General features: G+C 38.9%; 14 protein-coding genes. 2 read left to right on the top strand and 12 right to left on the bottom strand.

Translation table 11 applies throughout. The features are described from left to right. Positions 1-23: 23 nt before the first annotated feature. Positions 24-890 carry a DUF3307 domain-containing protein gene (locus HNR27_RS09370; protein ID WP_212921469.1) on the top strand — a complete coding sequence of 289 codons (867 nt, stop codon included), beginning with the start codon at positions 24-26 and terminating at the stop codon, positions 888-890. 62 nt (positions 891-952) lie between these two features. Here the strand turns inward: HNR27_RS09370 and HNR27_RS09365 are convergent, their stop codons facing one another. The 3 genes from HNR27_RS09365 to HNR27_RS09355 are packed head-to-tail and all read right to left on the bottom strand — an operon-like array spanning position 953 to position 4094. Next, complete coding sequence (locus tag HNR27_RS09365) at positions 953-1255, bottom strand: YerC/YecD family TrpR-related protein (RefSeq protein ID WP_212921470.1); 303 nt, start codon at positions 1253-1255, stop codon at positions 953-955. An 18-nt stretch (positions 1256-1273) separates the two neighbouring features. Next, positions 1274-2314 carry a DUF3048 domain-containing protein gene (locus tag HNR27_RS09360; RefSeq protein ID WP_212921471.1) on the bottom strand — a complete coding sequence of 347 codons (1041 nt, stop codon included), beginning with the start codon at positions 2312-2314 and terminating at the stop codon, positions 1274-1276. A gap of 40 nt (positions 2315-2354) precedes the next feature. Then, on the bottom strand, positions 2355-4094 hold the full coding sequence (locus HNR27_RS09355) for an adenine deaminase C-terminal domain-containing protein (protein ID WP_429339588.1): 1740 nt from the start codon (positions 4092-4094) through the stop codon (positions 2355-2357). A gap of 277 nt (positions 4095-4371) precedes the next feature. Between HNR27_RS09355 and HNR27_RS09350 the strand changes: the two genes are divergently transcribed. Then, positions 4372-4836, top strand: a complete 465-nt coding sequence (locus HNR27_RS09350) for a glycine zipper domain-containing protein (protein WP_429339587.1) — start codon at positions 4372-4374, stop codon at positions 4834-4836. A 452-nt stretch (positions 4837-5288) separates the two neighbouring features. Here HNR27_RS09350 and purD read toward each other — a convergent pair whose 3' ends face one another. From purD to purC, 9 genes are all read right to left on the bottom strand, one after another. After that, positions 5289-6548: a phosphoribosylamine--glycine ligase gene (gene purD, locus HNR27_RS09345; protein WP_429339586.1), complete on the bottom strand. Its 1260-nt coding sequence runs from the start codon at positions 6546-6548 to the stop codon at positions 5289-5291. Positions 6549-6559: 11 nt separating this feature from the next. Further along, on the bottom strand, positions 6560-8092 hold the full coding sequence (gene purH, locus HNR27_RS09340) for a bifunctional phosphoribosylaminoimidazolecarboxamide formyltransferase/IMP cyclohydrolase (protein ID WP_429339585.1): 1533 nt from the start codon (positions 8090-8092) through the stop codon (positions 6560-6562). Positions 8093-8160: 68 nt separating this feature from the next. Continuing rightward, entirely contained in the window at positions 8161-8724 is a 564-nt protein-coding gene (gene purN / locus HNR27_RS09335) for a phosphoribosylglycinamide formyltransferase (protein WP_429339584.1), read from the bottom strand. Further along, a complete protein-coding gene (purM, locus tag HNR27_RS09330; RefSeq protein WP_429339583.1) occupies positions 8717-9739 on the bottom strand; it encodes a phosphoribosylformylglycinamidine cyclo-ligase in 1023 nt (340 codons plus the stop codon). The genes purN and purM overlap by 8 nt, the downstream gene beginning before the upstream one ends. Positions 9740-9752: 13 nt before the next feature. Beyond that, entirely contained in the window at positions 9753-11162 is a 1410-nt protein-coding gene (gene purF / locus HNR27_RS09325; protein ID WP_429339582.1) for an amidophosphoribosyltransferase, read from the bottom strand. Then, positions 11147-13366: a phosphoribosylformylglycinamidine synthase subunit PurL gene (gene purL, locus HNR27_RS09320; RefSeq protein WP_429339645.1), complete on the bottom strand. Its 2220-nt coding sequence runs from the start codon at positions 13364-13366 to the stop codon at positions 11147-11149. The genes purF and purL overlap by 16 nt, the downstream gene beginning before the upstream one ends. After that, complete coding sequence (gene purQ, locus HNR27_RS09315; protein ID WP_429339581.1) at positions 13344-14036, bottom strand: phosphoribosylformylglycinamidine synthase subunit PurQ; 693 nt, start codon at positions 14034-14036, stop codon at positions 13344-13346. Before purQ ends, purL begins: the two co-directional genes overlap by 23 nt. Continuing rightward, on the bottom strand, positions 14033-14284 hold the full coding sequence (purS, locus tag HNR27_RS09310) for a phosphoribosylformylglycinamidine synthase subunit PurS (RefSeq protein ID WP_429339580.1): 252 nt from the start codon (positions 14282-14284) through the stop codon (positions 14033-14035). The genes purQ and purS overlap by 4 nt, the downstream gene beginning before the upstream one ends. Further along, entirely contained in the window at positions 14281-14994 is a 714-nt protein-coding gene (gene purC / locus HNR27_RS09305; RefSeq protein WP_429339579.1) for a phosphoribosylaminoimidazolesuccinocarboxamide synthase, read from the bottom strand. The genes purS and purC overlap by 4 nt, the downstream gene beginning before the upstream one ends. Positions 14995-15003: the final 9 nt, after the last annotated feature.

The raw sequence follows: 15003 nt of genomic DNA, 5'->3' as shown, positions 1-15003 counted from the left end.
GGGAAAAGAAATGGGGAAATTCTATGATACTCCTTAGCCTTATATTGGCACACTTAGTGGGTGACTTCTATTTACAGACAGATGAAATGGCAAAGACCAAGGAAAAATCTTTAAGGAAACATATCTTTCATCATTTTATTTGTCTCCTCTTCGTCACCATGGCGTACTGGTTTTCACAATCCGAAACGAAGGACTTCTTTCATCACGTCTGTTTTCCACTTTTATTTATTTTATTTTTTCATTACCTCATAGACTGCTTAAAGATTATCTCTTCTAAAGCGAATAACATCAGAAAAATGATAGGGGAGTATGTTGAAGCAAAATTGTTACTACTAGACCAAGCATTGCATGTGGTAGTAATCATTATTGCCTGTTCCTTTTTTTATAACATTCCAATCGATGTTCTTTTAAAGAAATTAAACATGTTGATTCGAACGGACACCACTTTAGGTACCCTCAATATTCTATTATTCTTAATGATCATTTTAATCCTAGCAACAACCTTTAGTGGACTTGTCATTAAAAAGGTAGTCGGTAATCTCCCAAACCATATTTCAACCTTTGAAGGAAAGCTTTCCTTTAAAATGGCTGAAAACAATAAGGAGACATCAAGAAAACCAAAAATGACAGAGGAGTATCATTATACTCTATATAATATTAATAGTTATAATCGCGGGGAGATAATTGGATATATTGAAAGGATTATCGTTATCATATTAACCTATTATTCTGCTTATCCAGCTATTGGTTTTATTATAGCAGCAAAGTCGATAGCAAGATTTAAGTTAATGGAGGAAAGAGCTTGGGCAGAATATTTCTTATTAGGCACCTTATTATCCATGTTGATAGGAATTTCCTTAGGAGTTATTACAAGAATAGTTTTAACATAGATGACAACATAAAAAGGAGAAGACCTGTTTCGGTCTCTCCTTATTTAATACACAGTTACCATCTAATCGGCATCCTGTTCCAAGATCCGCCCTAAAACTATTTTATAGCCATCACTTCCGTAATCGATACAACGTCTCACCCTGGAGATGGTTGCAGTGGATGCTTTTGTTTCCTGCTCAATTACTTTGTAGGTAAAACCTTCTGTAAGCATTTTAGCTACTTGAAGACGTTGGGCAAGGGACTGGATTTCTCCCATAGTTGCTATATCATCGAAAAATCGATAGCACTCTTCGCGATCTTTTAATGATAAAATAGCGTCAAATAGTCGATCAAGTTCTTCCCCACGTAATTTATCAATTTGCATGTCGATTCCCCCTACTCCCTATTCACCAGTAATTGTAACAGACTTTTCTATTCCCGGTGTCGTCGGAACAACATTAATCCAAGTCTTACCTGGAACAAAGCCAATGACCTTCCCGTCTTTAACAGGAATAATTCTTCCTCCCTGATTCTCCCACTGTACTTTATTAACTTTTCCGTTTTGAATCAAGTAAGCATTTCCGCCAGCATAGAAATCAATCTCACGACGTCCTGCATTATCGACTACCTCATGATGTGTCTCAACGATAAAAATATTATCAACCTGTAGTGGTTCACCTGAATCTACAGTCATTTCTCTATCATTGTATCTCGTATATTTTCCAGTGGTCTCATCATAAGCAAATTCAACAATTTCCATAGGGTTTTCCGAATAAACAATCTCAACGTGTTTGGCAACATCTCCAGTTAACGTCTTTACCTCATCTTCGTTTAAGAAGGGCAATGATTCTATACTTGCTGTAACTTCATATCCAAGACTCTCTGCGAAATCATTTACATGATTGAGTAAGAAATAGGAATTATGTGGTGCTTTTCGACTGGAATCTCGTTTGAATATTATTCCGTCATTATCATAATCCATTCCATCAATATGGTCTATCCCTCCACTTGACAACATTTCATAGACTTTCGGTGATCCACCGTGGAAGACAAACATTGCTCCATACCGATTTGCCAGATCATAATAGTACTCACGTGCACTACGAACTGGACCAACTACTTCCGGTAGTTCACTCTGGTATAACGCAAGAAAACGAGTAATCATACCCTCTGCTAAGATTTCAAATACAACATCTGCTTTAGAAAGTCCTGTTTGTGGTCTTGCGTTACTATGATTGTTTATCATGACGCCAATAATACGCTGATCAACGGATTCATTTGTTCCTAAGCCAGTTAGTGGATAGAATTTTTCAAAAACAGCTTCTGGCTGTTCTGCTTGATTTTTTTCAGTTTCTGACCCTTTTTCACTATTGGTAAGGTCAGAATCCTTTGAGCATGCAACTAATAGAATGGGTAATAGTAGAAATACCATAATTCTTCTCATGTTCCCAACACCTTTATTTTTATTTCTCTATTATTTTATACTAACGCATCGTTGCTGGGAAGATTACTTCTCGTTTTTTAATATCAATAACCCCTTCTTGCGTTATGCGTATATAAGGTAAATGTGTAGATGATAAGAAAAGGATGCTGTAAATTGGATCATTAAATTTATAGCCATATTCCAACAGCTTTTCCTTGAGTAGCTTCTCCTTCGCTATCAGTTCCTCCATGTGACCAGCAAATAGCTTTCCTCCTAATACTAAAGGGAGCTCTACGACAATCTCACCATTTTGTACAACAACAATTCCTCCACCTAATTCTTTCAGTCGTTTCCACGCAAGCAGCATATCTTGTTTATTTTTACCAATAAAAATTAAATCTCCAGTTTGAGAAAATGAACTAACAAGTCCTCCTAGGCTTGTGGTAAAGCCACGGATAGTCGTATTAACACGCCATTTCCCATTTTTATCAATTAATAAAAGAAAGGCATCATCGCGTTTTTCTGGAAGCTTCTCGACTGTGATATCCGTTTGTATTGGGTAAGGCTTTATAATGACATCGTTTACCATGTCTAGGCCAATAGGAATGGAGAACTGTAAATCCTTTATACTCATATCCCATTCAAACGCAATCGGTTTAATATGGTACTTTTCCCAATTTATTAAAGATGGTTGTTCTAGCACTTCACCATCCTTTACCAGCCACTTTCCTTTGGCTATGACACTAAGTGGATGCGGATTATCTTTTGCTTGCAAGATATTAATATTAGCTATCCGACCAGGGGCAATACATCCTAGTTGTTCCTCTAAATGGAAGTGCTTTGCTACGTTAAAAGTTGCCATTCGATAAGCTTCTTCAATAGGGACACCTTTTTGTATCGCAATATCAATACAGACATTCATTACTCCATTTTCATAAAAACCAGGTGTTGCTCCATCCGTTGTCATTGTTATTTGATCAAAATTAGTTATTCCCGCTGCTAAAATCTCTTCTAAAAGTTGTGGTAAATCTGGACGGATGGAAGAGTATCGTAGCCCTACTTGGTAGCCTAGCTTTAATCGATTAATAACATCTTCACCACTGATTGATTCATGGTCTGATGTAACACCAAGAAGCTTTAGCTTTGTAAGTGTGTTCTCCGATGCACCAGGAAGATGTCCCTCGACAGGCTTTCCCTTCCGTCTAGTCTCTTGAATCCAATATAATAAACGATCATCACCTAATAGTAAGCTCGGCCATCCCGTTAACTCCCCTCCTTGAATAACAGATGGGTGGGATAACCAATCCATGAGGTCTTCCGTGTTAAATAACTCCTCTTCATTCAATAGCGCAGTCTGCGGATCATATCGGCACCACCAGTACATAGAAACTGGTAATTTATTAAACTCCGCCAATATAGAAAACGCTTTCTTTTTGTCAGATAAAAAAAGCCATGACAAATTATCATTGATTAACGTAGTTGTACCAAACTTTGCCGCATGGTTTGCTAAAGTCTCCGGATTGTACAGTTGAAATGGGTGGGCATGAGGCTCCATATACCCAGGAACAACAAAGAACCCCTTATAATCTACCACTTCTGTTCCATTCATTAAATTAGGTAGCTTTTCTCCAACATATACAATTCTATCCTTATAGATCCAAATATTAGCAGTTAACCATTTTTTTAAATACATATTTAAATAGGTTGCATTTTTCAGCACAAGTGTAGGGGCAATTTCCCCCTCTATTACCTTTACATGTTTACGTAGCTCAAAATTTCTCCAAAAGCCGTTCTCAAGCATTTTCAACTCTCCAAAATTTTCATTTTTTTAATTGTACCATAATTCATGCTTTATTACTGTAAAGTTTTTGTGAAGTGGAGTGAACTTTTTGTGACAGGATTGGATTTGAATGGATGATTTGTAGAGAAGCTTGTAATTAGGGTTTCTCTACCATATCAGGAATTAAGCATGTGGTATTCAGAATATTTGTGTTAAGATTATGACGTAGATCGCGAGGGAATTATTATTTATACGTTGAAAAAGTTTATATTTGCTTAAGTAAAATGGGGGTTAAACGATGGAAAGTCAACGCGTTGATATATTGGTAGAAAAGCTAAAAGAATTAAGAAATAAAATTGATAATGAGGTTGCAATTAGACTTCAACTGGATAAGTACCAGAAAGTAATTCAAAAGTTAGGCTCCTTTGCATCTAAATGCGAAAGATGCTATCAATACTTTATTGATTTGGAAAACTATATACAACAACTAATAGATAGCTTAGATCACATAGAAGAATATGACTTTAGACATCACAAGCAAAAATTGAATCACATTAGTACACATTTATTAAAAAAACACAAATTAGTATCAAGCGGATTTTATCTGAGTATATTTATGTCCATAGGAACCAGTTTAGGTGTGGTATACGGACTGCTTATAGTTGATAATATCGCTCTAGGGATACCACTTGGTGCTGGAATTGGCGTAGCAATTGGTGTAGCTTTAGATGCAGATGCTAAGAAAAAAGGTAAGACCTTATAATAGAACAGAAATAAATTAGCCATTATTAAGATTTACGCTGAAATTCTTTTCTAATCGAATACTTTTTATCGGAATCAAAAAGCACTGCGTTTTCACAGTGCTTTCTCTGCTTATAAATAGATTTAGATTGTCAACTACTTCAAAAATACTTATTGATTTTATCTCCATAATTTCCACCGTTATTGAAATCATTTTCGTGATAATGCATCATTGCATAGTAATTAATAATCCTAAAGGAGGTTGGAAATATGTCCGTGTTCAACCTACAGAAAATTAAATCAAATACATCAGAGAGAACGTGAGCTTTATGTGTTATGTATAATGCTTGTAATAAAGAAACTGTGCTCCTTAAACATTAAAATGTTAAAATGATAAAACCATTTTTATCACAAAGAATCTGATAATGGTTTTATATTTTTTGTGGATTCGGGACTATAGCTCTTTTATACAGTTTATCTTACACTTCCTATCTTACCTATATCAGTCCTGTAGAATAATCCTTCCAGCCTATGGTTATGAGGTAAAATGCTATATACATATCGCCCTGCTTCAGCAAGAGAAGTCCCTTTCGCTCCGACTAATAAAACTCTCCCTCCATTGGAAACAAACCCGGCATCCGTTTTTTCAATACCAGCATAAGCAATAAAAGTCTCACTGCTTTTTTTAAAGCTTGGTATTTTAGTGCCTTTAATATAATTTGAAGGATACCCTTCTGAAGCAAGCACCACACCCAAACAGGTCTTCTTTTCCCATACCAAATTAGGATTTTTTCCATCTAATACATCTAGCACGACTTGTAACAAATCATTCTTCAGCAGTGGTAGTACAACTTGTGTTTCCGGATCACCAAATCTAGCATTAAACTCAATCACTTTCGGTCCCTGATCAGTCAACATTAGCCCTGCATAAAGAATTCCAGTAAAAGAGCGTCCTTCCTTTACAAGGGCAGTTGCTGTCTTTTCTAGGATTTCTCGAGTTGAAATGGTAATTATTTCCTTGGGAATTTCAAATACTGGTGCATAGGCTCCCATTCCACCTGTATTTGGTCCCAGATCATCGTCATATACTCGTTTATGGTCTTTGGCAGGAATGAGCGGAAAAACATTCTCACCATTCACAAATGCCATTAATGAGAATTCACTCCCTTCAAGGAATTCCTCAATTACAATTTGCGCCCCTGCCTCTCTAAATGAATTGGAAACTAGCATATCATCAATTACTTGGAAAGCCACGTCTATTGTTTCTGCTATTACGACCCCTTTTCCTGCAGCTAATCCATCTGCTTTTATTACGATAGGGACTCCTTTTGCTTCTACATATTCTTTTGCAGTGCTTGGATCGGTAAAGGTCTCGTATTCTGCGGTAGGAATCTGATACTTTTTCATTACTTCTTTAGCAAAGCTTTTACTACCCTCTATTAATGCCGCTTCTTTTCGAGGAGCAAAAATACGCAGGCCTGCAGCTTGAAACTCATTGACAATCCCAGTCATTAAGGGGGCTTCTGGTCCAACAATTGTCAGGTCGATTTGCTGCTGTTTGGCAAAGTCTACTAGTTTTGCTATCTCCATTTCTTCTATTGGGATATATGTGACGAAATCTCCCATTCCGGGGTTTCCAGGTGCTACATAAAGACTAGAAATCTCTTCACTTTGTGCAAGCTTCATAATAATACTATGTTCACGTCCTCCACGACCAATCACTAGAACGTTCATCCGACACCCTCCTAATGTTTAAAATGACGCATACCAGTAAATACCATCGCAATACCATGCTGATTACATACATCTATCGAATCCTGGTCACGCTTTGAACCACCTGGCTGAATAATAGCAGTAACCCCTGCTCTAGTTGCCTCTTCTACCGTATCTGGCATTGGAAAGAATGCATCCGATGCCATAACAGAACCACTGGCTTTCTCAGCAGCTTGTTCTATAGCAATTTTAGCTGCACCTACACGATTCATCTGGCCAGCACCGATACCAATGGTCTGTTTACCCTTTGCTAAAACAATGGCATTCGATTTCACATGCTTCACTGCCTTCCAAGCAAATAATAGATCCTGTAGTTCTTTTTCAGAGGGTAGCCTTGTTGTGACAACCTCAAGCTCTCCTTCTTTAATAAACCCATTATCCTTGCTTTGAATTAGTGCTCCACCATGTACAGTTGTAAGCTTGTAGCTAGTGACATCCGTTGAAGACATCTCTAACGCTAATAATCGGATATTTTTTTTCTGTGTTAGAACAGCAAGTGCCTCTTCCGTAAAACTCGGTGCTAGAACAATTTCTAGAAATATATCTGTAAGCATTGCAACAGTCTGAGAATCTACTTCACGATTTAGAGCAACAATTCCACCAAAAATGGAGATTGGATCTGCATCATAAGCGAGTTGAAATGCTTCAGCAATTGTTTCTCCCATACCAATTCCACATGGATTCATATGCTTAACCGCAACAGCAGTTGGTTCATTGTACTCTGCTAATATTTCCAGTGCTGCATTTGCATCTTGTATATTATTATAGGAAAGCTCCTTGCCATGTAATTGTTTTGCTGTACCGAGACTCATCCCATTTTGTAGAGGACTTTTGTAAAAAGCAGCTTCCTGATGAGGGTTCTCACCATAGCGTAGTGTTTGTGCTTTTTCATATGTAACTGTGAAGCTCTCCGGGAACTTTTCCCCTGTTTCTGTTAAAAAATAATTCGCAATCATGGCATCGTAATTAGCTGTATGACGGAACACCTTAGCAGCGAGACGTTGGCGAAATTTAAATGTAATTGACTCGTTTCTTAAGCTCTTTAGAGCTAAATCATAATCCCCTGGATCTACCACAACCATTACATCATTAAAATTCTTTGCTGCTGATCGAAGCATTGTTGGCCCACCAATATCTATATTCTCAATGATTTCTTCTGCGGACACCCCTTCTTTTTCAAGTGTTTGCTTAAATGGGTAAAGATTAACAACTACCAAATCAATTGGTTCGATATGATTTTCTCTCAACTGTTTCATATGATCTTGATCCACTCGCTTTGCAAGTAATCCACCATGTACATTTGGATGAAGTGTCTTCACCCTACCATTCAAAATCTCTGGAAACCCTGTCACTTGTTCAACCGCTACGGCAGGTACATTAGCATCCATGAGGGTTTTTAACGTTCCACCAGTTGAAATAATCTCATAATCTAGTTCTACTAATCCTTTGGCAAAAGCTACGATATTCTGCTTATTAGAAACACTAATTAACGCACGCTTTTTCATGATTACACTCCTTGGTTTTATGTAGTTTATCGTCTAGGGTTATTATTGAAACACAATAGAAAGAGCATTTATCCTCGTACTAATCTATTAATTACCTCTGGATACAGCTCATGTTCTACATCCTGAATACGTACTTTCAATGTGGCCTCTGTATCATCTTCTAAAACCTCTAATGCCCTCTGTGCAATAATTGGTCCGGTGTCCATTCCTTCATCAACAAAATGAATGGTCACTCCTGTTACCTTTACACCAGCTTGGATCGCTTGACTAATTGCGTCTTTCCCTGGAAATGCTGGTAGAAGGGAGGGATGAGTGTTAATAATTCTACCTTCATATGCAGCAAGTAAAGTTGGGCCAATTAACCGCATATAGCCAGCTAGGAAGATCCACTCGACATCCATTTTTCGCAAAAAATGAAGAATCTTCGTCTCGTATTCTTGCTTTGCCACGAACGCTTTTGGGTTTAAAACTAATGTTTGAATCCCACTGCGGATTGCCTTTTTTATCACAGGTGCACCAGGCTTATCACAGATTAAAACTGCAATTTCACAAGCTAGATTACTACGTCCGATGATGGCATCAAAGTTGCTTCCTGTTCCCGAGGCAAAAACTGCTGCCTTAACTTTATTCATAACGAATATGAACTCCTTTTTCAGTTCTAACACGACCAATGACAGTAGCCTTTTCTCCGTTCTCAGCCAACAAGTCGATTGCCGTCTGTGCTTCCTCTGAGGAAACTACAATTGCCATACCAATCCCCATATTAAAAATGCCGAACATCTCACCTAGAGAGAGATGACCTATTTCTTGTAAGAACAGAAAAATTTCTGGAATGTCCCAGCTATCGAAGAAAACTTCTACTCCAAGCTCATCTGGTAACATCCTTGGTATATTTTCATAGAATCCTCCACCAGTTATATGTGAGATCCCTTTCACCAAAATCTCATCCTGAAGTCGCTTAACAGATTGAGCATAAATCCTTGTCGGTGCCATTAGCCACTCACCTAATGGCTTTGATAATCCATCAGGAACCTTATGAAAATCCATCCCATGTACAAGTTTTCGTACTAACGAGTAGCCATTGGAATGAATTCCACTTGATGCTAGCCCGATGACTACATCCCCTGGCTGAATTGATTTACCGGTGACTAACTTCGATTTCTCTGCAATACCAACAACAAAACCAGCTAAGTCGTATTCATCGTCTTGATACATCCCTGGCATTTCCGCCGTTTCTCCGCCTATAAGAGCTGCCCCAGCAAGAGCACAGCCATCAGCAATACCGGACACAATCTGTTCAATTTTGGACGGTTCGTTCTTTCCACAGGCTATATAATCTAAAAAAAACAATGCCTGTGCCCCTTGTGCAACAATGTCATTAACACACATAGCTACCAAATCAATGCCAACCGTGTCATGTTTATCTAACTCAAATGCAAGCTTTAGCTTAGTACCTACACCGTCTGTTCCGGAAACTAAGACAGGCTCTTTATAGCGAAAAGAGGTTAGCTCGAACAATCCAGCAAATGCACCAACCTCGCCTAGCACTTCCGGTCTTGAAGTTCTCAAAATATGCTTCTTAATTCTATCTACTGCTTCATAGCCTGCCTCCACATCGACCCCTGCAGCTTTATACAGCTGTGACATGTACACACTCTCCTTAACATTTTGTATAGGCTATTTCTAATTGCCCATTTTTCAAAACCGGATATTTTCCTGTCATGCAAGCCATGCATATTCCTTGTTCAAGCGAATCATCTGATACAATAGCTCGTTCTAATCCTGTGCTTGAAAGATATGCTAAGCTATCGGCACCAATCATTTCCGTTATTTCTTCAAGTGAGTAATTTGCTGCAATCAATTCTTTTTTAGTAGACATATCAATCCCGTAATAGCATGGGTTCATAATAGATGGTGATGCAATTCGAACATGTACCTCTTTTGCTCCAGCGCTTTTTAGCATATGGACAATCCGCTTACATGTTGTTCCCCGAACGATAGAATCATCAACCATAATGACTCGTTTTCCCTCCACTATCCTTCTAACAGGGGATAGCTTCATCTTAACTCCCTGCTCTCTTAACTCTTGGGATGGCTGTATAAATGTTCTTCCAATATAGCGGTTCTTAATTAATCCAATTTCATAAGGTATTCCACTTGCTTCTGCATAGCCAATAGCAGCAGATATACTAGAATCAGGTACTCCCGTAACCACATCCGCTTCGACTGATGCTTCCTTAAAGAGCTCCATTCCCATCCGCTTTCTTGAGGCATGAACATTTACCTTATTTAAGTCACTGTCAGGACGGGAGAAATATACATACTCCATTGCACATAGGGCACGTTTTTCCTCACTAGCGAAGCGAGTAGTTTCCATGCCATCATTAGAAATGGTAATCAATTCTCCCGGTAACACTTCACGCTCATAGTGAGCACCAATGATATCAAAAGCAGACGTTTCAGAGGCAACCACATAAGCATCTCCTAATTTACCAATAGAGAGCGGTCTTAGTCCTTTAGGATCTAGTGCAATATGCATTCGATCTTCCTGTAGAATAAGAAAGGCATATGCTCCCATTAGCTGTCTTAGTGCATCCTTTAAACCAGAGATAGAATCCATTCTCCCATTACGCTTTATTAAATGAGCCAGCACTTCCGTATCAGAGGATGTTTGTAATATACTCCCTGCTTCCTCAAGCTCACCGCGAAGCTCATAAGCATTCATGATATTGCCATTATGGGCAAGTGCCATGCTTCCAGTTTGCGAACGAAAAAGAAGTGGCTGAACATTATCAATCGTACTTTCTCCCTGAGTAGCATAGCGAACATGACCAATTGCTGCACAGCCTCCCAGCTTGGAAAAGTCAAATCGTTTGAAGACATCATTTACTAAGCCCTGACCTTTATGGAGCTTTAACTCCTTCCCATTAGAAGTTACTATCCCTGCACCTTCCTGTCCGCGATGTTGAAGGGCATGAAGTCCATAGTAGGTTAACTCAGCTGCTTTTTCATGGCCCCATATTCCAAATACACCACACTCTTCCTGTAACCCTCTTACTTCAGCAAGCATGGGATTGCCCCTTTCCAAAGTCTACGCAATTCCGCAACTTTCTCAGATAAAACTATGCCCGCCTCATTATGAATGGTTAACATTCTGTCCGCCGTAATCACACCTATTGGTATGGCATCCGTTAAGACTTTTTCCACGGCATCCTTATTTTCCTTTTTAACACTAATAAGGAAGCGAGATTGTGTTTCACTAAATAGAGCAACAGTCTCATCTCCCCTTATTTGGATACTTGCACCTAAGGCGTCATCCGCAAATAGACTTTCCGCCAATGCAACCCCTAATCCACCCTCAGAAAGATCATGAGCAGAAACAATGAGCCCTTTATGAATGGCATCTAATAATTGTGTCTGACGCTTTGCCTCAACCTCTAGGTCAATCGCTGGTGCTTTACCTTGATAGGTTCCTTCTAAAATATTTTGTAGTTCACTACCACCAAATTCAGGCTTTGTCTCTCCTATCAGATAAATAACATCACCTGCCTCTTGGAAAAAGCTCGGCGTAATATGTTCAAGTGACTCGAACAGCCCTACCATGCCAACAATTGGTGTTGGAAAAATCGCTTTTCCTTTAGATTGGTTATATAACGACACATTCCCACTAATAACAGGAGTTCCAAGTGTCTCACAGGCTTTACTCATTCCTTCAACACTTTTTTCCATTTGCCAAAACACCTCTGGATTTGTTGGATTACCAAAGTTTAACCCATCTGTTAGTGCTAGTGGACGCGCCCCTGAGCAGACGATATTTCTAGCTGCTTCTGCTCCTGCAATCTTTCCACCTGTTTCAGGATCCAAATAAATATAACGGGAATTACAATCGGTTGTAATTGCTAGTGCTTTATCTGTTCCTTTAATACGAATAACTGCTGCATCAGATCCTGGCCCTAGAATGGTATTCGTTTGCACCATCGAATCATATTGATCAAAAATCCATTCCTTACTCGCTATTGTTGGTTGTTGCAATAAGCGTTTTAGCATATCACCAAAATTACCGACTGAAGGAACTTTATTTCCAATCTTCTGAAACTCTTGAAAATACTTCGCCTCTATTGCTGGTAAATGATAGACTGGAGCATTTTCCGCTAACGCATCTACAGGAATTTCAGCTTGAATCTCTCCATGTTGGATGATACGGAAAACCTTATCCTCTATTACTCGACCAACCACTACTGCGTGAAGACTATAACGATTAAATATATCTATTATTTCTTGTTCTCTTCCTTTTTGTACTACTAGTAGCATCCGTTCCTGAGATTCAGAAAGCATCAATTCATAGGCTGTCATATTAGGCTCACGCTGTGGAACAAGATCTAAATTCATCTCCATACCGGTTCCGGCTTTACTTGCCATTTCACTAGCTGAAGATGTAAGTCCAGCTGCTCCCATATCCTGCATGCCAACAAGTGCATCAGATTTAATAACCTCAAGACATGCCTCTATTAGAAGCTTCTCCATGAATGGATCCCCAACCTGGACTGCCGGACGGTCCTTAGCCGCATTCTCTGCCAAATCATCAGAAGCAAAAGTCGCACCATGAATTCCATCTCTTCCTGTAGGTGCACCAGCGTAAATAACTGTATTACCAATTCCCGCTGCTACTCCCTTTTGAATATCATTATGATTGATTAGGCCAATACACATAGCATTTACGAGAGGATTATCCTCGTAGGATTCATCAAATTGTACTTCTCCCCCAACAGTAGGAACACCTACACAATTACCATATCCAGCAATTCCACTAACAACCTCGGAGAATAAATATTTCACCCGATTAGATGTTAGATTTCCGAATCGCAATGAGTTCATCAATGCAATGGGACGAGCACCCATAGAGAACACATCACGAATAATCCCACCTACCCCAGTTGCTGCTCCTTGATACGGTTCCACTGCAGATGGATGATTATGACTCTCAATCTTAAAAACAACTGCCTGATTATCGCCAATATCAATAATTCCTGCTCCCTCCCCAGGACCTTGTAGCACATGAGGAGCCTTAGTAGGAAATTTTCTCAATAAAGGCTTAGAAGTTTTGTAGCTACAATGCTCTGACCACATCACAGAGAAAATACCTGTTTCGGTTATATTAGGAAGTCGGCCTAAAATCTGTTTGATCATTTCAAATTCTGATTCACTTAGCCCCATCGTTTGATACAGCTTCTCCTGTTCAATTTTTTCCGGACTAAATTCTCGCGTTTGTAGCATCATAGGACCCCCTCCAATTTCTGATAATGGATTGGAACAGCAATAACCCATCATTACTTCCCAGTAAAGTCTCTACTGCTCGTTCAGGATGTGGCATCATTCCTAAAACATTTCCTGCTTTATTTATGATTCCTGCTATATTTGCAGTGGAGCCATTAGGATTTGTTCGGTAGGTAAACACGATTTGATTATGCTTCTCAAGCTCCCTTAATGTTTCTTGATCACAGAAATAATTACCTTCCCCATGCGCAATTGGTAATCGAAGAACTTCGCCTACTTGATAGCCACTCGTAAAAAAGGTCTCATTGTTCTCTACTATTATTTCCTCTTGATGACACATAAAGGATAAGCCTTTATTTCGTAATAATGCTCCTGGTAGAAGCCCCGCCTCTGTCAAGATTTGAAATCCATTACAAACCCCAAGCACTGGTTTTCCTTTTGCAGCATGTAGCTTAATTTGTCCCATAATTTTTGAGCTTGCTGCAATCGCTCCAGAACGAAGATAATCCCCATAAGAAAAACCACCGGGTAGAAGAATAACGTCATAGTTTTCTAGATTACTATCCTGATACCAGACCAAATCCGCTTCTTCTCCAATAACTTCCTTTACCGCATGATACATATCCTGATCACAGTTAGAACCGGGGAAAACAATTACAGCAAATTTCACGAGTGGACATCCTCCTTCACTTCATAGTAGTAATCTTCCATGACTGGATTGACAAGTAGCTTATCACACATTTCTTGAATTCGTACCTCTAAATTTGGTCCTTCCTCTACCAGTAATTCGATATATTTTCCAATTCGAACATTCTGAACCGTGTTATAACCAAGTGATTGAAGTGATTCTTGGACCTGCTTACCCTGTGGATCAAGTACACCTTTCTTTAGCGTAATATAAACCGTCACCTTTCTCATACCCTTGCCTCCAGTCGTTGTAGGATTTGCTCATAAACGGGAATTAGATTTCCTGTCCCAAGCCTAAAAACGTCCTTATCCATTTTTTGATTCGTCTCAATATCCCATAATCGACACGTGTCTGGTGATATTTCATCCGAGAGTACGATTCTCCCTTCTGGAAGACGTCCAAACTCAAGCTTAAAATCTACTAAAAGTAATTGTATAGACTGAAAGAATTCGCGTAATGCCGTATTTATTTCAAGTGCCTTAACTTTTATTTCACGTAATTCCTGTCTACTAACATCTGTTAAAAGTAAAGCATGATCATCATTTATTAGTGGGTCATCTAACCTATCATTTTTATAGAACAACTCCACTAATGGTGGGTTAAATAGCGTCTTCTCCTTAAACCCTAAACGCTTGGTAATACTTCCCGTTGCCACATTACGAACGACTACCTCTAGTGGAATAATCTTTGTTTCATGAACTAATTGCTCTGTGTCACTCAGTTTTTGAATAAAATGGCTTTCGATTCCGCATTCATGTAAATAAGGGAAAATCAAGGAAGATATTTCATTGTTCAATCTTCCTTTTCCAACATATGTGTCCTTCTTCTTCCCATTAAAAGCTGTTGCATCGTTTTTATAAGCTAAAACAAGTTTATTAGGATCTATCGTTGAACGGTATACTTTCTTAGCTTTTCCTTCATATAGTAGCTCTGCCTTCACAGTTGTCAC

Origin of the sequence: Ornithinibacillus bavariensis, assembly GCF_050433565.1 — a bacterium.
Taxonomy (GTDB): domain Bacteria; phylum Bacillota; class Bacilli; order Bacillales; family Amphibacillaceae; genus Ornithinibacillus; species Ornithinibacillus bavariensis.
This window is presented reverse-complemented; position numbering and strand designations above follow the sequence as displayed.